This is a genomic window from Occultella aeris (assembly GCF_902703175.1).
Taxonomy (GTDB): Bacteria; Actinomycetota; Actinomycetes; order Actinomycetales; family Beutenbergiaceae; genus Occultella; species Occultella aeris.
The window spans coordinates 262,009-280,235 of sequence record NZ_CACRYJ010000017.1 but is presented as its reverse complement, the minus strand read 5'-3'; the positions used below and the strand labels follow the sequence as shown (position 1 = coordinate 280,235).

Annotated in this window: 20 protein-coding genes; 7 read left to right on the top strand and 13 right to left on the bottom strand. The window is 70.5% G+C overall.

Going from position 1 to position 18,227, the window contains the following annotated elements; genetic code table 11:
* Positions 1-61 precede the first annotated feature (61 nt).
* From manD to HALOF300_RS06980, 6 genes are all read right to left on the bottom strand, one after another.
* On the bottom strand, positions 62-1,282 hold the full coding sequence (manD, locus tag HALOF300_RS07005) for a D-mannonate dehydratase ManD (protein WP_156740220.1): 1,221 nt from the start codon (positions 1,280-1,282) through the stop codon (positions 62-64).
* Between the two features lie 81 nt (positions 1,283-1,363).
* A complete protein-coding gene (locus tag HALOF300_RS07000) occupies positions 1,364-2,254 on the bottom strand; it encodes a carbohydrate ABC transporter permease (protein ID WP_156740219.1) in 891 nt (296 codons plus the stop codon).
* A complete protein-coding gene (locus HALOF300_RS06995) occupies positions 2,251-3,222 on the bottom strand; it encodes a carbohydrate ABC transporter permease (RefSeq protein WP_156740218.1) in 972 nt (323 codons plus the stop codon). The genes HALOF300_RS07000 and HALOF300_RS06995 overlap by 4 nt, the downstream gene beginning before the upstream one ends.
* The gene (locus tag HALOF300_RS06990; RefSeq protein WP_197522364.1) at positions 3,222-4,601 is read right to left on the bottom strand and encodes an ABC transporter substrate-binding protein; all 1,380 of its coding nucleotides are present in this window, start codon (positions 4,599-4,601) and stop codon (positions 3,222-3,224) included. Before HALOF300_RS06990 ends, HALOF300_RS06995 begins: the two co-directional genes overlap by 1 nt.
* A 107-nt stretch (positions 4,602-4,708) precedes the next feature.
* Complete coding sequence (locus HALOF300_RS06985) at positions 4,709-5,512, bottom strand: FadR/GntR family transcriptional regulator (protein ID WP_156740217.1); 804 nt, start codon at positions 5,510-5,512, stop codon at positions 4,709-4,711.
* Between the two features lie 35 nt (positions 5,513-5,547).
* Entirely contained in the window at positions 5,548-6,210 is a 663-nt protein-coding gene (locus tag HALOF300_RS06980; protein ID WP_156740216.1) for a class I SAM-dependent DNA methyltransferase, read from the bottom strand.
* A gap of 165 nt (positions 6,211-6,375) precedes the next feature.
* Between HALOF300_RS06980 and HALOF300_RS06975 the strand changes: the two genes are divergently transcribed.
* Entirely contained in the window at positions 6,376-7,158 is a 783-nt protein-coding gene (locus HALOF300_RS06975; RefSeq protein WP_156740215.1) for a DUF1206 domain-containing protein, read from the top strand.
* Positions 7,159-7,199: 41 nt separating this feature from the next.
* Here the strand turns inward: HALOF300_RS06975 and HALOF300_RS06970 are convergent, their stop codons facing one another.
* From HALOF300_RS06970 to HALOF300_RS06945, 6 genes are all read right to left on the bottom strand, one after another.
* The gene (locus HALOF300_RS06970; RefSeq protein ID WP_156740214.1) at positions 7,200-8,438 is read right to left on the bottom strand and encodes an RNA polymerase sigma factor; all 1,239 of its coding nucleotides are present in this window, start codon (positions 8,436-8,438) and stop codon (positions 7,200-7,202) included.
* On the bottom strand, positions 8,435-8,782 hold the full coding sequence (locus HALOF300_RS06965) for a YciI family protein (protein WP_156740213.1): 348 nt from the start codon (positions 8,780-8,782) through the stop codon (positions 8,435-8,437). Before HALOF300_RS06965 ends, HALOF300_RS06970 begins: the two co-directional genes overlap by 4 nt.
* A gap of 1 nt (position 8,783) precedes the next feature.
* A complete protein-coding gene (locus HALOF300_RS26935) occupies positions 8,784-9,137 on the bottom strand; it encodes a YciI family protein (protein ID WP_197522363.1) in 354 nt (117 codons plus the stop codon).
* 226 nt (positions 9,138-9,363) lie between these two features.
* Complete coding sequence (locus HALOF300_RS06955; protein WP_156740211.1) at positions 9,364-10,311, bottom strand: aminoglycoside phosphotransferase family protein; 948 nt, start codon at positions 10,309-10,311, stop codon at positions 9,364-9,366.
* Entirely contained in the window at positions 10,308-11,615 is a 1,308-nt protein-coding gene (locus tag HALOF300_RS06950; RefSeq protein ID WP_156740210.1) for an MFS transporter, read from the bottom strand. The genes HALOF300_RS06955 and HALOF300_RS06950 overlap by 4 nt, the downstream gene beginning before the upstream one ends.
* The gene (locus tag HALOF300_RS06945) at positions 11,612-12,181 is read right to left on the bottom strand and encodes a MarR family winged helix-turn-helix transcriptional regulator (RefSeq protein WP_197522362.1); all 570 of its coding nucleotides are present in this window, start codon (positions 12,179-12,181) and stop codon (positions 11,612-11,614) included. The genes HALOF300_RS06950 and HALOF300_RS06945 overlap by 4 nt, the downstream gene beginning before the upstream one ends.
* 146 nt (positions 12,182-12,327) lie before the next feature.
* On the opposite strand from HALOF300_RS06945, the gene HALOF300_RS06940 reads away from it, so the two are divergent.
* The 3 genes from HALOF300_RS06940 to HALOF300_RS06930 all read left to right on the top strand — a co-directional run bounded on the left by HALOF300_RS06940 (position 12,328) and on the right by HALOF300_RS06930 (position 15,604).
* Positions 12,328-13,746 carry a glutamate decarboxylase gene (locus HALOF300_RS06940; RefSeq protein WP_197522361.1) on the top strand — a complete coding sequence of 473 codons (1,419 nt, stop codon included), beginning with the start codon at positions 12,328-12,330 and terminating at the stop codon, positions 13,744-13,746.
* 249 nt (positions 13,747-13,995) lie between these two features.
* Positions 13,996-14,691: a YrhK family protein gene (locus HALOF300_RS06935; protein WP_156740208.1), complete on the top strand. Its 696-nt coding sequence runs from the start codon at positions 13,996-13,998 to the stop codon at positions 14,689-14,691.
* Positions 14,692-14,929: 238 nt separating this feature from the next.
* Positions 14,930-15,604 (top strand): suppressor of fused domain protein, encoded by a 675-nt coding sequence (locus tag HALOF300_RS06930; protein ID WP_156740207.1) that lies wholly within the window; start codon positions 14,930-14,932, stop codon positions 15,602-15,604.
* Positions 15,605-15,699: 95 nt separating this feature from the next.
* Here HALOF300_RS06930 and HALOF300_RS06925 read toward each other — a convergent pair whose 3' ends face one another.
* Positions 15,700-16,476 (bottom strand): aminoglycoside adenylyltransferase domain-containing protein, encoded by a 777-nt coding sequence (locus HALOF300_RS06925; RefSeq protein ID WP_156740206.1) that lies wholly within the window; start codon positions 16,474-16,476, stop codon positions 15,700-15,702.
* Between the two features lie 77 nt (positions 16,477-16,553).
* Here HALOF300_RS06925 and HALOF300_RS06920 point away from each other — a divergent pair, with 77 nt between their 5' ends.
* From HALOF300_RS06920 to HALOF300_RS06910, 3 genes are read left to right on the top strand one after another with little or no spacing between them, the layout of a single operon-like run.
* Positions 16,554-17,159 carry a TetR/AcrR family transcriptional regulator gene (locus tag HALOF300_RS06920; protein WP_156740205.1) on the top strand — a complete coding sequence of 202 codons (606 nt, stop codon included), beginning with the start codon at positions 16,554-16,556 and terminating at the stop codon, positions 17,157-17,159.
* Positions 17,156-17,746 (top strand): GNAT family N-acetyltransferase, encoded by a 591-nt coding sequence (locus HALOF300_RS06915; protein ID WP_156740204.1) that lies wholly within the window; start codon positions 17,156-17,158, stop codon positions 17,744-17,746. Before HALOF300_RS06920 ends, HALOF300_RS06915 begins: the two co-directional genes overlap by 4 nt.
* 30 nt (positions 17,747-17,776) lie before the next feature.
* Positions 17,777-18,205 (top strand): NUDIX hydrolase, encoded by a 429-nt coding sequence (locus HALOF300_RS06910; protein WP_156740203.1) that lies wholly within the window; start codon positions 17,777-17,779, stop codon positions 18,203-18,205.
* The last annotated feature ends 22 nt before the right edge of the window (positions 18,206-18,227 follow it).

Here is an 18,227-nt window from a genome sequence, read left to right as displayed (position 1 = left end):
TCCTGTCTCGCCACTGAGGATGAGGTCCGGCTCAGATCTCGCTGCCGGGACGCCGGGTGGGTCACCAGTCGTGCACGGTGCCGTCCTGCAGGCGGTTCGTGGGCAGGTAGGCCTGCTGGTACGGGTGCGCGGCGGCGAGCTCGGCGTCCAGTTCCACCCCGATTCCGGGGGCCTCGCCCGGGTGCAGGTGCCCGTCGGAGAACGTGTAGGCGTGCCGGAAGACCTCGTTGGTGAGGTCGGTGTGGCCCGAGTACTCCTGGATCCCGAAGTTGTGGATGGCGAGGTCCAGGTGGATCGCAGCGGCCATGCCGACGGGCGAGATGTCCTCCGGCCCGTGGATGGCGCTCTTGATCTGGTGCTGGGCGGCGTAGTCGAACAGCTTCCTCAGCGGGGAGACCCCACCGAAGTGGGTGACGGCGGAGCGCACGTAGTCGATCAGCTGCTCACCGACGAGGGTCTGGTAGTCGAACACCGTGTTGAAGACCTCGCCGATGGCGAGCGGGGTGGTGGTGTGCTCGCGGACCAGGCGCAGCCCGTCCTGGTTCTCGGCCGGGGTGCAGTCCTCGAGCCAGAACAGGTCGTAGGGCTCCAGGGACCTGCCCAGACGCGCCGCCTGGATCGGGGTGAGCCGGTGGTGGGCGTCGTGCAGCAGGGGCAGGTCCGGCCCGAACTCGTTGCGAACGGCCTCGAACACGCTTGGGATGTGGCGCAGGTAGGCACCGGTGTCCCAGTCCTCCACGGCCGGCAGCACGCGCTGGTCCAGCCGGGTCGGGTTCGCCGCGTGCGCACCCGAGGCGTGCACGCCGTAGACGGCCTTGAGCCCTGGCACCCCGGTCTGGATCCGGATGCTCTGGTAGCCCTGCTCCAGCAGAGCACGGACCGAGTCGAACAACTCGGGGATGCTGGCGCCGTTCGCGTGCCCATAGGTGCGCACCCGGTCCCGGCTGGCACCGCCGAGCAACTGGTACAGCGGCAGTCCGGCCACCTTGGCCTTGATGTCCCACAGCGCCACGTCCACCGCGGCGATGGCGGCCATGGTCACCGGGCCGCGGCGCCAGTACGCACCCCGGTACAGGGACTGCCAGGTGTCCTCGATCCGGTGCGCGTCGGTGCCGAGCAGCAGCGGGACCACGTGGTCCTGCAGGTAGCTGACGACGGAGAGTTCGCGCCCGTTCAGGGTCGCGTCACCCAGTCCGGTGATGCCCTCGTCGGTGGTCAGCTGCAGGGTGACGAAGTTCCGGCCGGGGCTGGTGACGACGACCTTCGCGTCGACGATCTTCATGGGGGCTCTTCCTGTCTGGTTCGGGTGGGGTAGGAGTGCGGCTCGGGTGGCCGGCGGCGTGCCCGGACCGGGCGGCGCCGCTCAGCCCTTCGTGGCGCCGGCGGTGAGCCCGGCCACTAGGTAGCGCTGGCCGAACACGGCGGCCAGGATGACCGGCACCGTCATGAGCGTGGCGGCGGCCATCAGACCACCCCAGTCCGTGCTGGCGTAGGAGATGAAGTTGAACAGCGTGACGGGCATCGTCATGGTGTCCTCGTCGGCCAGGATCAGCGCGAACATGAAGTTGTTCCAGCTCCCGATGAAGGCGAGCACCGCTGCCGCCGCGGTGCCGGGGGCGGCGAGCGGCAGCGCGATCCGCAGGAACGACCCGAACGCACTCAGACCGTCGGTGCGGGCGGCCTCCTCGAGCTCGATCGGGAGACCCTCGAAGAAGCCGATCATGATCCACAGGATCAGCGGGACCGCGACGAACATGTGGCTCAGGACCAGCACCGTGTAGCTGCCCACCAGCCCGAGCTGGGCGAACAGGTAGTACCAGGGCACCAGCAGCGAGATGGCCGGGACGATCCGGGCGACCAGGACGAGTGACCCGGTCCGGCCCATCGAGAACCGGCCGACCGCCCATGCGGCCGGCACGGCCAGCACCGCACTGATGGCCGTGGACAGCACCCCGACGATCAGCGAGTTCAGCATCGAGCCAAGGATCGCGCCGTCGGCGAACGCGCTGCGGAAGTTCTCCAGGGTGGGGGAGAAGATCAGGCCCACGTTCGGGTCCGTGACCTGCACGTTCGTCTTGAACGCGGCCGCGATCATCCAGATGATCGGCATCGCCACGATGAGACAGACCACGGTGATCGTCACGCCGCGCAGCCACGACCCGAGGCGACGCTTACCGCGACGGCGAGGGGCCGCCGTCGGGCGTTGCGTGCCGGACGGCACGGACGTCGTGCCTACGGTGCTCACGGTGCTCATGCGGAGGTCCTTCCGGTGCGGCGGCGCAGCAGCACCACGACGGCGACGATGAAGATGGTGAACAGGACCAGTACGGCCGACGCGAGCCCGTACTCCTGGTAGTCGAAGGTGAGGCCGTAGGCGTACACGTTCAGGGTCTCGGCCTCGAACGCGGAGCCACCGCCGGGGCCCTTGGTGGCGTAGATGATGTCGAACGTCTTGAGCGCGTCGACACCGCGCAGGACCAGGGCGGTGAGCAGGGTCGTCCGCAGCATCGGCAGGATGATGTAGCGGAACCGCTGCCAGGCGTTGGCCCCGTCCATCAGCGCGGCCTCCTCGGGCTCCTCGGGCAGCGTGGACAACCCGGCGAGCAGGAGGATGGTCATCATCGGGGTCCACTGCCAGACGTCGATGAGCATCAACGTGGGCAGCGACTGGCTGACCGAACCGAGGAACTCCTGCGGTGGGATGCCGACGAAGCCGAGCAGGTGGTTCGCGATGCCGTTCGTGGGGTCGAGGATCAGCAACCACAGGATGCCGATCGCGACCGGGGTGGCCAGCAGCGGGACCATCAGGATCGTCCGGACGATCTCCATGCCGCGGAACGCCTTGCGCATCAGCATGGCCAGGGCGAGGCCCAGCACCGTCTGCAGGAGCACGGCGCCGACCGTGAAGTACACGGTGCGCCAGACGGCCGGCCAGAACCGGCGGGTGTCGGTGAGGGCGTCGATGAAGTTCTGCAGGCCGATGTAGGTGTTGTTCGCGTTCACCGCGCCGAAGGCGTCGGTGAGGCTGAGGTTCAGGGTGAACACCAACGGGAAGATGATCATCAGCGCGACGAAGCCGAGGGCCGGCGAGAGCAGGGCCCACTTCAGGCGACGGTTCGCCTGCTCGAACGGGATCGCCTTGCGTCCGCTGCGGGTGGTGGCGCGCGCGGCGGGTCGCTCGGGCGCCACGGTGGGGGTCTCGGCGAGGGTGGGGGACGGCATCAGAACTCCCGCTGGCGGTTGTCACGGATGAGGAAGTCGGCGAACTCGGCGTCCGCGTCGGCAGCGACCGGCGGCACGGCCGCTCCGGTGATCCCGGCCACCAGGGGACGGCCCACGATGTCGCGGGCGCGGCCCACCTGGATCACGTCCGGGCGGTCTGTGCCCTTGCCGTTCTCGGCGTTGATCCGCATGGACTCGGCGAGATCGTTGGGGAAGGACGCGAGCGTGGCCGAGTCGTCCCACGCGGACTGGCGGGCGCCGGGGATCCCGGCGGCCTGCAGCCGGGCGACCATCTCCGGGCCGGAGATCCACCGGATGAACTCCCAGGCGTCGTCCTGCAGCAGCGAGAACCGGTTGATCCCGAGGCTCCAGGACGGGATGTTGTGCGGGACCGACCCGGCCGGACCGGCCGGGAACGGCGCGAAGCCGACCTCCTCGATCACCGTGGAGATGCCCGGGTCGAGGAAGTTGGAGTAGATGGCGTCCGCGTCGATGTAGAACGCGGCCTTCCCCTGGGCGAAGATCGGCATTGCCTGCTCCAGGCTCATGTTGGTCACGCCGGGCGGACCCGTCTCGGCGAGCAGACGGCCGTAGAACTCGTAGGCCGCGATCGCTTCTGGGGTGCCGATGCCGGACGCGCCGTCGACGGTGAAGTCGCCGCCGAACGAGTACAGGAAGCTCGACCACTGCGTCACGGCGCCGGAGCGCTGGCCGCGACCGACGTACCCGAAGAACCCGTTGTTGCGGTCGGCGAGTTCGAGGGAGATCTCGAGCATCTCCTCGAGCGTGGCCGGGGCGCCGCCGAAGTCCTCGAGGAGGTCCTTGCGGTAGTAGAGCGCGGGCCGCTCGGTGACGATCGGGACGCTCACCACCTTGTCCGCGGTGACCGACCGTTCCCGTGGCGCCTCCTGGAAGTCGGTCCAGTCGTAGGCTGCGTCGCCCTCGACCCGGTCGGTCAGGTCCGCGAGCCAGCCGTTGCGGGTGAACAGGATCTGCTCCTGCAGGGCCCGGACCATCATCACGTCGATGTCCGTGGCGGAGGCGTTCAGCTTCACGTTGTAGCTGTTCGAGAGCTGGTCCGCGGTGAGCAGCCGCATCGAGACGCGTCGTCCGACGAGGTCCTCGAACTCGGGCAGGTGTTCGGCGATCGCCTGGGACCAGACGTGGTTGATCGCCATGATCCGCAGCGGGGCGTTCGGGTCGGCGGTGCGTGGACCGGGCGAACAGGCGCTCAGGGTCGCGGCGCCGGCGGTGGCCGCGACGAGCGCGCCGAACGACCGGCGAGTCAGGGCGTGCTTGGCTGGTGCGACGGGACCGGCGCCGCGGCTCAGGCTGCGCTCGGCTGCGCCGTGGCGACGCCGGATCGGTGGCATGGTCATGCGAGGAACTCTCTTCTGGGGTGCGTCGGACCGCGACGGCCAACTGGTCCAACTGGTAGGACCAGTTGGAACCTAACAGGGAATGGGCGGGGCTCCAAAGGCGCTGGTCAGCGCGCGTCGTCCCGTCTGAGCAGGGTCTCGATGTGCCGGGTGGCCATGACGTCCAGGCTCACGTCAAGATCGGTGCCGTACGTGCGCAGTCCGAGTGCGAGGTGCTCGCGCATGTACTGCCGGGCCAGGTCCGCGTCCCGGGCCTGCAGGGCGGCCAGGATCTCCGGGTGATGCGGCACACCTGGTTCGAAGATCGCCGGATCGGAGTTGGAGCGGAGCATCATCTCGAACATCAGCCCGCTGATCGAGGAGAGCATCACGCGCAGCACCGGATTGGCGCTCGCGACCGCGATCGCGTCATGCAGCTCCACGTCCGCGCGGGCCTTGGTGATGACGTCCGTGGCGGACTCGATGCGGTCGTTGATCTCGGCGAGCACCTCGAGCTGCTCCTCGGTCGCCCGCTGCGCAGCGAGCCCGACGATCTCCACCTCGAGCGGGATCCGGGCCTCGATCAGCTGGCGGACCGTCGGCCGCTCGGCCCGGTACAGGCCGTCGTAGCCGCGGGCCTGCGCCGAGGACTGCTCGGCCACGTAGGAGCCCCGCCCGGGTGCGACCTCGATCAGGTGATGGGCCTCCAGCCGTCGCAGCACCTCGCGCACGACACCCCGGCTGGCACCGAACTGGATCGCGAGTTCCCGCTCGGAGGCGAGCTTCGCGCCGACGGCGATCGCACCGGTGCGGATGTCCTGCTCGAGCTCGCGTGCGATGCGTTCGGTGAGCAGTCCGCGGTGCCCCGTCGCGGCCGACGCCAGCGCACCCGTGCCGGGGTCGACGGCGGGTGGGCGGGGTGGGGTGGACATGCGATGAGGATACGCGGCGATGCGCGAGCGATCCCTCAGTCGTCCGGCGTCGTCACCTGCAGGTACGCCTGCGGGGTTGGTTCCAGTCCACGCGCCTGGCGGATCGTGGCGGTGCCCGCCACGAAGCCGGCCTCACCGAGGAGGTCGGCGATCGTGTCCGGATCGAGCCGGTAGGCGTCCAGGTCGATCTCGTGCCCGTAGCCCCGCTCCAGGTGCTTCGCTCGGTGATCGCCGGCTTGGAACGCCAGCAGCAGGCGTCCGCCGGGCCGCAGGGCGCGTCGGAACTCGGCGAACACCTTCGGCAGGTGTGCCGGCGGGGTGTGGATGATCGAGTACCAGGCCACGGCCCCGGCGAGCGAGCCCGGCTCGATGCCCGCGGCCTCGAGGTCCAGCAGCGATCCGACCACGAACCGCAGCTCGGGCAGGCGTTCGCGCGCGACGGCGACCATCGCGGGCGAGAGGTCGAGGCCGAACACGTCCAGCCCGATCGACGCGAGGTGCGTGGTGACCCGCCCCGGACCGCAGCCCAGATCGGCTACCGGACCTGCGCCGTCGGCCAGGACGTCCTCGGCGAACGCGCCGAGCAGGGCGCGGTCGAGTGCGTTGCCGCCGAGCTCGTCGCGCAGCAGCGACTCGTAGTCGACGGCGACCGTGTCATAGGCGGTGCGGGTGGCGGTCAGGAAATCGGGCTCGCTCACCCGGCGAGGCTACGGCTCCGGCGGCCGAGGCAGGGGGACCGACCCGCGTCGACCTGGTCCCGGTCCACTCGACCCCGGTCGGCGGGATCCGACTGTCTCGAGGGCTTGGCATCGACCTCGCCGGGTCCGCTCGCGGGGAGCGAGCACCGATGCGAGGCTTGGGGCATGTCTGAGACAGTCCGCAATGCCGCCTCCGACGCCGGTGACCACCCGGTCGTGCGTGCCGGCGCTCGCGTGGGTTACGCCGCCAGTGGGGTTCTGCACCTGCTGATCGGGTGGCTCGCCCTGCAACTGGCGTGGGCCGGCGGGTCCGGCTCGGCGGACCAGTCCGGCGCCTTCGCGCAGCTCTCGGCCACGCCCGTCGGAGCTGTGCTGCTCTGGGTGGTCACGGCCGGGTTCGCACTGCTGGGGCTCTGGCAGCTCACCGAACTGATCGGGCCCGGTGAGGCGAAGGACAAGATCAAGAGCCTCGGCAAGGGGGTCCTGTACCTGGTGCTGGCCGGCACGGCCCTGCGGATCGCGGCCGGCGGGTCGTCCTCCGGCGGCGGCGAGCAGACCTCGAGCATGACCGGCACCCTGATGGCCCAGCCGTTCGGCCGGATCCTGGTCGCTGTGGTCGGTACCGTGGTCATCGGCGTCGGCGTCTACCACGTCGTCAAGGGCGCCCGGGCGACGTTCCTGAGGGACCTGCGCGAGAACCCGGGGCGGTGGATCACCGGAGCCGGGCGGCTCGGGTACATCGCCAAGGGGATCGCGCTGGTCCTCGTCGGAGGGCTGTTCGTGCTGGCCGCCGTGCAGTCGGATCCCGAGGAGGCGCAGGGGCTCGACGGCGCACTCAAGGCGCTGCTCGAACTGCCGCTCGGATCGGTGTTGCTCAGTGTCGTCGCGTTCGGGATCGCGTTCTACGGGGTGTACTCCTTCGGGCGGGCCCGGTACGCGAAGGTCTGAGCCCCGTCACGACGACTCTCGTGCGCCGACGGCCCGACTGGCTAACCCAACTCGGTCAACCTCTTGCGCAGGTGGGTCGCCTCGGACTCGTTGCGGCACTGGCCGACCGCCTCCTCGAGAGCGGCTCGGGCGGCATCCGTGCGGCCCAACCTGGCCAACAGCTCCCCTCGGACCGCCGCAGGTCGGTGGCTGGCCGGCATGTGGACGTCGTCGAGAGCATCCAGGCCGGCCGCCGGCCCCTCGGACTCGGCCACGGCTACCGCCCGGGCCAGCTGCGCCGCCGGCGACGGCGTGAGCTGCAGGAGCGCGTCATAGCGTCGGACGATCCGGTCCCACCGGGTGACCGCGGCGGTATCGGCGGTGGCGTGTTCGGCCGCGATCTGGGCCTGGATGAGATAGGCCGCACCCTGCAGCGTCAGCGCCGGTGTGGGACCGAAGGAGCGCAGCAGTCCGAGCGCCTCGGCGATCTCCGGTGCGTGCCACATCGCTCGATTCTGGTCGGCCAGCTGGACGAGGGCACCCTCGGCGCCGACCCGCGCATCGCGCCGCGAGTGCTGGAGCAGCATGAGGGCCAGGAGGGCGATGAGCACCGACTCCCGCGGTCGCTGCGCGAGGACGACGCGAACGAGCCGGAGCGCCTCTCCGGCTAGGCCGGCCCGGAGCAGGTCGGGACCGCTGCCGGGGGCATAGCCGGCGGTGAACGCGAGATAGGCGGTCTGTGCGACGGTGTCCACGCGCTCCGGCAGCAGGCCGGCGCCCGGCACCGCGAACGGGATGCCCGCCGCCACGATCTTCTTCTTCGCGCGAGTGATGCGGGCGGCCATGGTGGACTCGGGGACCAGGAACAGGCGCGCGACGTCGGGGGTGCTCACGCCCAGGACCAGCCGCAGCGCGAGAGCGCTCGCTGCCTCGGGGGCCAGCGCCGGGTGGGTGCACATGAGCACCAGGCGCAGCACGTCGTCCTCCACCAGGTCGCCGGTGTCGGCCATCGCACCAGCCCTGCTTTGTCGGTGTTCGGAGTCGGTCACCAGCAACGGTGCGCGCCGTTGCTGCATCGCCTCGGCCCGCAGCCGGTCCAAGACGCGGCGGCTCGCGGCCGTGTTGAGCCAGGCGGCCGGGTTGTCCGGCACGCCGTCGGCACGCCACCTGTGCGCGGCGACCTCGACGGCATCGGCGAGGGCATCCTCGACCAGGTCCAGCCGTCGGAAGCGCGCGAGGAGCAGGGCGATCAGACGACCCCACTCCTCGCGCACGACCCGTGCGAGTTCGGCGTCGCTCACGTGATGTCGATGACCGGGCGGATCTCGAGGGAGTAGGACGGTGGCAGCAGCGTGACGGCCGCGATGGCGGTGTCCAGGTCGGGCAGCTCGACCTCGTAGTAGCCACCGATCATCTCAGCCGTCTCGGCGAACGGCCCGTCCGTGACCACGACCTTGCCGTCGACGTGCCGGACGGTCGTGGCCGTGTCCGCGTCGTCGAGGGCGGCGCTGGCGACCTCCCGCCCATGCTCGGCGACGAACGCCGAGAAGGCGCCGTGCTGGGCGAAGAACGCCGCCCGGGTCTCCTCGGTCGCCGTGTTCCAGTTCCATGGCTCGTAGGCGATCAGGATCAGGTAGCGCCTCATCTCACATGCCTTCGACGACCGGGCTGATCTGCATGTCGTAGGCCGGGAGTTCGGCAAGCAGTTCAACGAGCACGTCGCGATCGGGCACTTCGATGAGGTAGAACCCACCGAGCCCCTCCACGGCCTCCGCGAAGGGTCCGTCGGTGAGGGTGAGCCGCCCGCCCCGGGTGCGAACCGTGGCAGCGGCATCGCCGTCCTGGAGGGCCTCGCCGGCCAGGATGCGCACGCCCTCACGGGCAGCGCAGGCCTCGTCGAACGCCCCGAACCGCTCCATCTGTCGAGCCTGCTCCTCGGGCGTCTGCTCGCCCCAGGGCTTCTCCTCACCGTCTGCCATCAGCAGGACCACGTACTTCATGATGCCTCCTCGATCAGTGCTGCTCGCCTCGGCGGAACCGCCCGCCTGCTCATGTCCCTCACGATCACCATCAGGTGTTCGCGCATGTGCCGATCCTCTCTGCTGTCGGCCGACGTCGTTCGCCGACCGGGCCGGTCGGGCCGCGGCTGCGACCTCACCAGCATGACGGTCGAGCCCGCCGGTATTCGACACCTGTTGTGAAACTGCGACCGGGACCAGTGCGGCGTCAGGGCGACTGCAGCGCCTTGATGATCGTGATGCTCCGGGTGATCTCCGCCGCGGTGCCGGGGTGCTCCGTCGCATCCAGCTCCCAGATGGCGTTCCGCACGCACCGGACCAGGGCGAACGCGCGAGCCCGGTCGTAGTCGAGCCCGGCACCGGCGCAGGCCACGTCCAGCCGCAGTTGCAGATGTCCGCGCAGGTCATGGGCGTCCTGCGCCTGCTCCCACCGGTTCCACAGCAGCGGCGAGAGCGCGAACGCAGGGTCCGCGGCCATCGTCTCGGCATCGATGGCGACCCACTCGCCCGGGTCGGGTCTCCACAGGACGTTGCCCGGGTGCAGGTCCGCGTGCACGAGCCGGGCGTCGATGTCGGCTTCCGAGCCCAGGTCGACGGCGAGGGCTCGGCCGGCCTCGAGCAGTCGCCTCGGGAAGGCGGTACCTCGGGCGTCCCGGGTGCGCAGGGCGTCGATGTCCACGACGAGGGTGGCCAAGTGCTCGGACAGCCGCGGCGCCCAAGCCGGCGCCGGGCGGTCCAGCCGGGCGGCGAGCCGGCCGAGTTCCTCGGCGCCGTCGAGGATGCTCTCGGAGTTCAGGTCCCGCTCGTCGAGGCGCTCCAGGAGCAGGGCCCAGCGGCCGGGTTCTGCGGCGAGCAGGCGGACCGCACCGTCGCCGTCCCAGGTGCGCAGTGCGAGCCGTTCGGTTCGGCCCTCCGCGTGTGGCCAGACCAGCTTCACGATCGCGGGCGTGCCGTCCGTGCGACGGACGGGCAGTACGAGCGCGGAGTACCCGTGCCGCGCCGGCCCGTCGCGGCGCAGCCGCCAGTGCCCGAGCACCTCAGCGACGAGCCGGGGCAGCGTCGCGAGCCAGGCGGCGCCGTCGGGCAGGCCGGGGTCGGCGACGTGCCGGATGACGGTGTCGCGCAGTCCGGGCGGGATCAGGTCCGGGTCCCTCATCGTGCCTCGACCTCCGCGGGTGACCCGGCCGCGTCGGGTGCCCCGGGGCCATCCGCGGCCTCCTCGGGCAGTGTGGCGGGCTCGATCGTGAAGGTGCGCAGCGGCCGGTTCGTGATGGCGAGCATGCCGACGATCGCGGCGCAGGCCAGGCCGCCGGAGATGAGTGCGACCGGGGCGGAGGTCAGGCCGGCCACCAGTCCGGCGCGGAAGTTGCCGACCTCGGGACCGCCCACGCCGACGATGTGGTCCACGGCGGAGACCCGGCCCCGGTGTGAGTCGGGCGTGGCGAGCTGGACCATCGCGCCGCGGGTCACCACCGAGACCGTGTCCGCCGCGCCGGCGACGGCGAGCGCCGCGAACACCAGCCACAGCGGCTGGGCGAAGCCGACCACGGCGAGGGCGATGCCCCAGGTCCCGGCGGCAGTGAGCTGGATCAGGCCGGCGCGCCGGGCGCGGGTGACCGTGCCGGAGAGCAGACCGGCACCGATGCCGCCGACCGCGATCGCGGACAGGAACAGCCCGAGCGTCTGCGGGTTCCCGCCGAAGCGCAACTCGTTGATGAGCGGGAAGAGCGCGATCGGCATCGCCAGCAGCGTGGCCGCGAGATCGGTGGCGAACGAGCCCCACAGGGCGGGCTTGGTCCGGATGAACCGCAGGCCGTCGATGCTCTGCCGCAGACCTGCCCGCGCGACGGTCCCCAGCGGCGGCATCGCCGGGAGCCGGATCACGGCGACCAGGGAGGCGCAGCCGGCGACGGCTTGCACCAGGTAGGTGGGCGCCAGGCCCCACTGCGCCAGGACCAGGCCGGCCAGTGCCGGACCGACCAGCATCGACGCCTGGAACGCGAGGTTCTGCAGCGCCAGGCCCGCGCCGACCTGGTCGGCGGGCAGGAGCCGGACCGGGAACGTCCGCCGGGCGGGGGAGCCGAGCGCGTTGAACGCCGACGCGAGGCAGATGAGGAGGAACAGCACCGCGAGCGAGTCGAGCCGGAGCAGGGCCTGGACGGTCAGCCCGGTCGCCACGAGCACCTGGCCGAGGGTCGTCAGCCGCACCAGGGTGCGCCGGTCCATCGCGTCGGCCAGGGACCCGCCGACCATCCCGAACACGAGTTGCGGGATCGCGTTCACCAACCCGATCGCGCCGGTCCAGACCGGGCTGTGGGTCATCTGCCAGACCTGCAGGAGCACGGCAACTACTCCGAACTGGTAGCCGAACGTGCCGACCGAGGACCCGATCCACAGGTCCCGGAACGCGCGACTGGACCGCAGCGGGCGGATGTCGAGGAGACGGTCGGTGAGGCTCACTTGGCGGGCTTGCTGGTCGTGCCGGGGTGGCGCGTGGGGTTCGGCCCGGTGGTGTCGGCCGTGGCGGACCAGGTCGATCCAGGGGACGGAGTGGCCTCGAGCAGGGCGCGGAGCCGGTCCAGGAACGGCCGCGCGACGAGCGCCCGTTCGAGCTCGGCAACCACCCGGGTCAGCGGGTACGGCACCTCGGCGTCGAGTTCGGCAACGGCCTGTTCCGTCGCGCGCCACTCCGCCTCCAGGAACGGCACCAGGGAACGTCCGCGCTCGGTGAGCGTGATCGGGCGGGTGCGAGCATCGGCTCCCGGCGTGGTGGTGACCAGATTCTCGCGTCGCATCAGGCTGATCGTCTGACTCATCGCCGAGTGCGTCTTGCCCAGGGCGGCGGCCAACTCCTTGATGGTCAGCGGGCCGACGTGCGCGAGGCGGATCAGTGGCATGGCGAACCGTGGCCGGACGCCCTCGATGCCGCGCTCGCGGTAGAGGCGCTCGATGTCGGCATCCATCTCGGCGAGCATCCTCGTCAGGGCGTGCCAATGGCTGTGGTGGGTGGGATCCGCTGATGTCACAGCGCTAATATAACAGCACTTATAGGTTGAGTGGACGGCAGTCCGGAACGTCCGACAGGCCGCGGCCGGTTCACTCGGATCACGCGATGTGGCGACTCGGCGCGACGGCTACTTTGATCCGTACTCGTGCAGAGAGGGAGAACATGATGAGCGATCCGACCGAGGGTGCCTGGTTCGGACCTATCCATGGGCGGCGCCAGTTCCGGGAACACATCGACCCGATGCAGTTCCCCGCCGACGGCATGCCGCCCGCCGAGGCGTACGAACTGCTACACACCGGCCTGATGCTCGACGGGCGCGAGACGCTGAATCTCGCGTCGTTCGTGACGACCTGGATGGAGCCCGAGGCCGAGGCGCTCATCCACGACACGCTCCGCAAGAATCACATCGATCACGAGGAGTACCCGGCTGCCTCGCTCGTGGAGGAGGGCTGCGTACACATGTTGGGGGCGCTGTTCAACGCCCCGGACCCGGCCAAGGTCGTCGGCGTGGGGACGATCGGATCGTCCGAGGCGATCATGCTGGGGCTCCTGGCGCACAAGCGCACCTGGCGCAACCGACGTGAAGCGGCGGGACTCAGCACCGACCACCCGAACGTGGTCTATGGCGCGGAGACCCATGTGGTCTGGGACAAGTTCGCCAACTACTTCGACGTCGAGATGCGCAAGATCCCCATGACCGCGGATCGATACGTGGTCAGCGCGGAGGACGTCGAGAGCCGCGTGGACGAGAACACGATCGCGGTGGGCGCCGTGCTCGGCACGACCCATATCGGCGAGGCGGATCCGATCGAGGCGATCAACGATCTGCTCGTCCGGGTCAAGCACGAGCGAGGGTGGGACATCCCGCTGCACGTGGACGGCGCCAGCGGGGCGTTCATCGCGCCGTTCGCCGAACCGGAACTCGCATGGGACTTCCGCCTCCCGCAGGTGGCGTCGATCAACGCGTCCGGGCACAAGTACGGACTCGTCTACCCCGGTGTCGGCTGGCTGATCTTCCGGGACGCGTCGAAGCTGCCTGAGGACCTCGTGTTCAGCGTGAACTATCTGGGCGGAGCGCAGCCCACCTACACGTTCAACTTCTCGCGGGGTTCGGCGATGATCCAGGCGCAGATGTACAACTTCCTGCGACTTGGCCGGACCGGGTACACCTCGATCGTCGGCAACATGATGGCGAACGCCCGCCATCTCAACGACGCCCTCGTCGCCAGCGGCAGGTTCGAGATCCTCAATCCGGGTCTCAGCGAACCCGTCGTCACCTTCAGGCTCAAGGGCGATCCCGGCTTCGACGTCTACCACCTGTCCGCGCGGCTGCGTCAGGACGGCTGGATCGTTCCTGCCTACAGCCTCCCGCCCGACGCCGAGCAGGTTCATCTGATGCGCGTCGTGGTCAGGCTGGACCTGAGCCGTCAGATGATCGACCTGCTGCTCCGCGACCTGCTGAAGGCCTGCGACGACCTGGCCTCCGAACAACCGAGTCATCGCGCTGCCGCCAAGCCGGACCTGTGGACGGCGCCCGCTCGAGCGGCGGCGCACAGCAAGGCACGCACCGGTTTCGTCCGGTGAGCCCCCGTGACGCGCGGCGCAGCCTCGTCACGCTCGGCGCGGGCGCTGCCCGAGCTCCCGGCCGGATGGCGCGTGATCCGAACGACGGGGCCGCTCGGATTCGTCACGCATGCTCGGCTGGAACGACCTGACGGGAGCCAGGTCGAATGGACGTCGCGACGGCACCGCAAGCGACTCGGACTCGGACCCGCGCTCGAGCGGCCGCCCTCCGGCCGGATCGGCAGGACGGACCGCGGGCGACCCAGCCGGATGAGCTGGTGGCTGGCAGCCCTGTTCGGGTTCGGCGCCCTCTGCTTCGCGATCGGCTCGCTTCCCCTCTTCTTCGATCATGTCGCCCCGGGGACCGTCGCCACGATGTTCTTCGTCGGTTCGATCTTCTTCACGACCGCGGCGTACCTGCAGTTCCACGAGACGCTGACCGCCCCGGCAGGGGTCCTGCCCGAGTCCCGTCCACGGCGACGGCGACCGCTCCGAGGGGCCCCCGGGCGCATCGACTGGTGGGCGACGGCCGTCCAACTCGTGGGCACCGTGCTGTTCAACGTCAGTACGTTCGCTGCGACGCAGGTCGATCTGGGCGAGGTCCAGGAACGGCGTCTGATCTGGGGTCCTGACCTGGCCGGTTCGGTGTGCTTCCTGATCGCCAGCTGGTTGGCCTACTCGGAGGTGAACCGGGGGATCGTGCCTCGTCCGGACCGGTCCGTCGGCTGGCGAATCGCCGCGCTCAACCTGGTCGGATCGGTTGCCTTCGGAGCGGCCGCCATCGCGGCCCGCTATCTGCGAACCACCGATGAGCCGGCGAACATCACCCTGGTGAACCTCGGAACGTTCGTCGGGGCGATCTGCTTCCTCGTGGGCGCCGCGTTACTCCCGGTGGAGTCCGCGAAGGACGATGCGGGGCTCGACGAGGAGCTCAGGCTCGGTGGCCCTGCGCCAACGGCCCCGTGATGGTGCGGTGCCACCGGTTGTGCGGTGCGGTCGGCACCGCGAGCGCCGGGCCGGCGCCGTACGTCGAGGTCCGTCCCGGTCGCATCCCGCGGGCCTGCAGACCCACGCGGGGCCGTCTGGCCCGGACCAGGTGAGGCCGGTGCGGTTGGTCGGGTTGGGAGCTGCGCGATAGGTCTCGGCTCCCGGGCAGCGCTGCCCGTTCCACGTCCGACGCGCCCGATCTAGTCTCGGAGCCGTGATGACCAGAGACGAATATGAGCAGCGCGCGCAGGCGCAGGACGACTGGGCTCCCGGCTGGGAGGCGATCGACGCGGCGTTCGGCGCGGTCTATCCGGGTGTCGAACCACCGCACCTGGCCACGTCGATGCCCGCCCGGGCGATGTTCGGCGGTAACGAGTATCTCGACGGCGCCAGCCTGTTCCCCTCGCCGAATGGCTACCAGCACGTCGTCACCTACGGCATGAGCTCGCTGTACGCCGACGCAGAGGACTACGGCGGCGAACGCAGTGGTTGGGGATACGAGATGACGATGAAGGTCGTCGCGCCGGGCAAGCCGGAGGCTGGATGGGCGGTCTCCGTGATGAGCAACCTGGCTCGCTACACCTACACCTCCGGCCGGTGGTTCGAGCCGTACCAGGCGGTCGCCGGCAACGGCACGCCGATCAGTATCGGTTCCGGCAGTGCGCTCACGTCGCTCCTGGTGGTGCCGGACACGGAGGTCGCGGGCGTGGACACCGTGCACGGCAGGCTCGACTTCCTCCAGCTCGTGGGCGTCACGCAGCCGGAGTCGGACTGGATCTTCGCCGACCCCTCGCTCACGGTCGGCCGGATCCGGGAACTCGCCGCCTGGCTTGCCGAGACCACCGGACCGGACCTCGTCACCGACCTCGCCCGGACCGTCTCCTTCGTCTAACCCACCTCACTGGGGTCGAGTGCGCGGATACCCTCGGTCTCTCGTGAGTCGACCGAGGGCTCCCGCGCGCTCGGCGACCGGGATGAGGGAGGTAGTCAGGGCAGCTGGGTGACCTCCGCGGCGAGCGACGTCACGAACGCCGCGACGTCCTCGTAGCGGCCCGGTGCGTCGTCCGGGCCGGCGTCGTACCACCAGGCCGACGCCCACTCGATCAGCTCGGCGGACTCCGGGCGCCGGGCCGCCGCCCAGACCCCGGCCCGGCGCTTCGAGACCTGGGTGCCCTCGACCACCAGGTGTAGTGCCCGGCACAGGGTGAGCACGGCATAGGCCTGAGCGCCGGTGCGGCCGCGCGAGTCCTTGACCCACTCCGGCCAGCTCGCCGCATGCTCACGCACGACCGCGCGCACCGCCGCGCGGTCGACCGGCGGCAGCACCGCCGTCGGGCTCTGGCCGCGCAGCGCTCGTCCGTCCGCGCGCGCCGACGCAACATTCAGCAGGTAGTGCCGGCTCGCCTCGAACAGGTGCAGCGGCTCGCCCGGGCTGATCCGGATCATCGGGCCCGGGCGGTCGGCGAGTGCGGCCAGGGTCGCGGCCGGGAAGTAGTCGACCTCGATGCGGTCCGCCCAGGCGGGATGGTCGACGGCGAAGCGTGCGTGCCGCGGTCGCAGCAGTTCCAGCGTGGCCGGCGTGGGCACCTCGCGCAGCACGGCGAGCAGGTCCAGGTCGCTGCGGGCCGGCTCGAAGTCGCCGGCGACGTAGGAGCCGTGCACGTACAGGGCGAGGAGGTTCTCGCCGAGCGTGGCGGCGATGCCGTCGGCGAGCACGTCGAGCATCCGAAGGGGTGCGGTCGGCGCTGTGGGCACTGTGGTCATCGTCCAACCGTACGGCCCGACGCCAGCCGGCCTGAGGTACAGTGAACCAAAGTTCACTCTAAACCTGGAGCGCCTGCATGCCCCGCACAGACGAACAGAACGTGGCCATCCGGGCGGCCACCCGGGACATGATCCGGACCGCCGCCGTCCGCGAGTTCGCCGCACGCGGTTTCTCGGCCGCGAACATCCGCGGCATCGCGGCCGAGGCGGGCCTGAGCACTGGGTCGATCTACCGCCACTACGCCACGAAGGAGGACCTCTTCGACGAGCTGCTCACCCAGGCCGCCGCCGGACTCGGCGCCGCCGCGGAGCGGCTCGCCGGCCCGGGCCGGCCGCTGGACCTGGTCCGCGCGTTCGCGGCCACGTACCTGGTGGACCTGCAGGGCGATCGGGGCGAGGCCGAGTTCTTCATGGTCATCAACCAGGGCTTCACCAGCGACACGCCACCGGGGACGACGGCGCGCCTCGCCGCGGCGCACACCTCGCTCTGGCGCGCGTTCGCCGACCTCGTCCGGCGTGGCCAGGAGGAGGGGCAGTTCGCCGGCGGCGACGCCGAACGGTTGACGGTGGCCTTCTTCGCGATGCTCAGCGGGCTCACCACGCTGCGCCTCGCGCTCGGCGGCGACCTGCCGCTGCCGGAGCTCGACCTCGTGCTGCGGCACCTGACCGGAGGAGACCGATGATCGACGTCGTGCGGGCCGACGTGCTGGATGAGGCCCACCGGAGGCGGATCGCCGACGTGTGGGTCCGCGGGTTCGCCGAGGACTTCGCCTACTTCTCCTCCGATCCGATCGTGCTCGGGGACGCGTTCGCGCACCTGCTCCTGCTGGAGCGCTGGTACGTCGCGCTGGTCGACGGCGAACCGGCCGCCGTCGCCTGCCTCGCCGAGGGTGACGAGGAGGTGCTCCAGCCGCGGGCCGCCGAGTTCCGCCGGCACCTCGGGCTCGTGCACGGAACGATCACTCACCTCATCGTTCGCAACCAGTTCCTGGGCGGCCACGACGGCGCCCGACTCGGACTCGCCGAGATCGGCTTCGTGACCACGTCGCCCGGGTACCAGGGCCGCGGGGTCGCGACCGCGCTCCTGCGCCACCTTCTCGCCCTGCCCGGCTACGACGAGTTCGTGCTGCGCGACATCAAGGACACCAACGCCGCGGCGCTCGGCCTGTACGCCAAGCTTGGCTTCACCGAGTCCGGCAGGCGTACCGTGCGGGGTGCGCAGCGGGCGGGCTTCGCCGAGTACGTGTCGATGCGGCTCATCCGGGACTGACAGTGACGTCCGGCAGTATCGTCACGACCCATGGATACGAGACCTGCGAGCTACGTCGTGGCCGTCCGGGACGAGGCGGTGCTGCTGGCCCACTGGAACGAGGGCGGCCGGACCGGGTGGACGCTGCCGGGTGGCGGCATGGAGGACTACGAGTCCACCGAGGAGACCGCGATCCGGGAGTTCCGCGAGGAGACCGGTTACGACGTCGCACTGGACGGGCTGCTCGGGGTCGACACCCACTACATCGCGGCAGCGGACCGGGTCCTGGCCGGCGCCGGGCCATTGCGTGGCCTGCGGGTCATCTACTCCGGACACATCGTCGGCGGTGAGCTCGCCCACGAGGTCGACGGAAGCACCGATGAGAGCCGCTGGGTTCCGCTCGAGGAGGTCGCGGGCCTCGACACGGTTGGCTTGGTCGACGTGGCGATGACCATGCTGAGGGCCCGCCGACCTGTCTGACTCGCCCGGTCCGCCCATGTGA

Coding starts and splice junctions, on each gene's coding strand:
- HALOF300_RS06915 (WP_156740204.1), top strand. CDS start 17,156: ATGATCGACGTCGTGCGGGCCGACGTGCTGGATGAGGCCCACCGGAGG.
- manD (WP_156740220.1), bottom strand. CDS start 1,282: ATGAAGATCGTCGACGCGAAGGTCGTCGTCACCAGCCCCGGCCGGAAC.
- HALOF300_RS07000 (WP_156740219.1), bottom strand. CDS start 2,254: ATGAGCACCGTGAGCACCGTAGGCACGACGTCCGTGCCGTCCGGCACG.
- HALOF300_RS06985 (WP_156740217.1), bottom strand. CDS start 5,512: ATGTCCACCCCACCCCGCCCACCCGCCGTCGACCCCGGCACGGGTGCG.
- HALOF300_RS06955 (WP_156740211.1), bottom strand. CDS start 10,311: ATGAGGGACCCGGACCTGATCCCGCCCGGACTGCGCGACACCGTCATC.
- HALOF300_RS06935 (WP_156740208.1), top strand. CDS start 13,996: ATGAGCTGGTGGCTGGCAGCCCTGTTCGGGTTCGGCGCCCTCTGCTTC.
- HALOF300_RS06920 (WP_156740205.1), top strand. CDS start 16,554: ATGCCCCGCACAGACGAACAGAACGTGGCCATCCGGGCGGCCACCCGG.
- HALOF300_RS06925 (WP_156740206.1), bottom strand. CDS start 16,476: ATGACCACAGTGCCCACAGCGCCGACCGCACCCCTTCGGATGCTCGAC.
- HALOF300_RS06975 (WP_156740215.1), top strand. CDS start 6,376: ATGTCTGAGACAGTCCGCAATGCCGCCTCCGACGCCGGTGACCACCCG.
- HALOF300_RS06990 (WP_197522364.1), bottom strand. CDS start 4,601: ATGACCATGCCACCGATCCGGCGTCGCCACGGCGCAGCCGAGCGCAGC.
- HALOF300_RS26935 (WP_197522363.1), bottom strand. CDS start 9,137: ATGAAGTACGTGGTCCTGCTGATGGCAGACGGTGAGGAGAAGCCCTGG.
- HALOF300_RS06910 (WP_156740203.1), top strand. CDS start 17,777: ATGGATACGAGACCTGCGAGCTACGTCGTGGCCGTCCGGGACGAGGCG.
- HALOF300_RS06930 (WP_156740207.1), top strand. CDS start 14,930: ATGACCAGAGACGAATATGAGCAGCGCGCGCAGGCGCAGGACGACTGG.
- HALOF300_RS06995 (WP_156740218.1), bottom strand. CDS start 3,222: ATGCCGTCCCCCACCCTCGCCGAGACCCCCACCGTGGCGCCCGAGCGA.
- HALOF300_RS06965 (WP_156740213.1), bottom strand. CDS start 8,782: ATGAGGCGCTACCTGATCCTGATCGCCTACGAGCCATGGAACTGGAAC.
- HALOF300_RS06940 (WP_197522361.1), top strand. CDS start 12,328: ATGAGCGATCCGACCGAGGGTGCCTGGTTCGGACCTATCCATGGGCGG.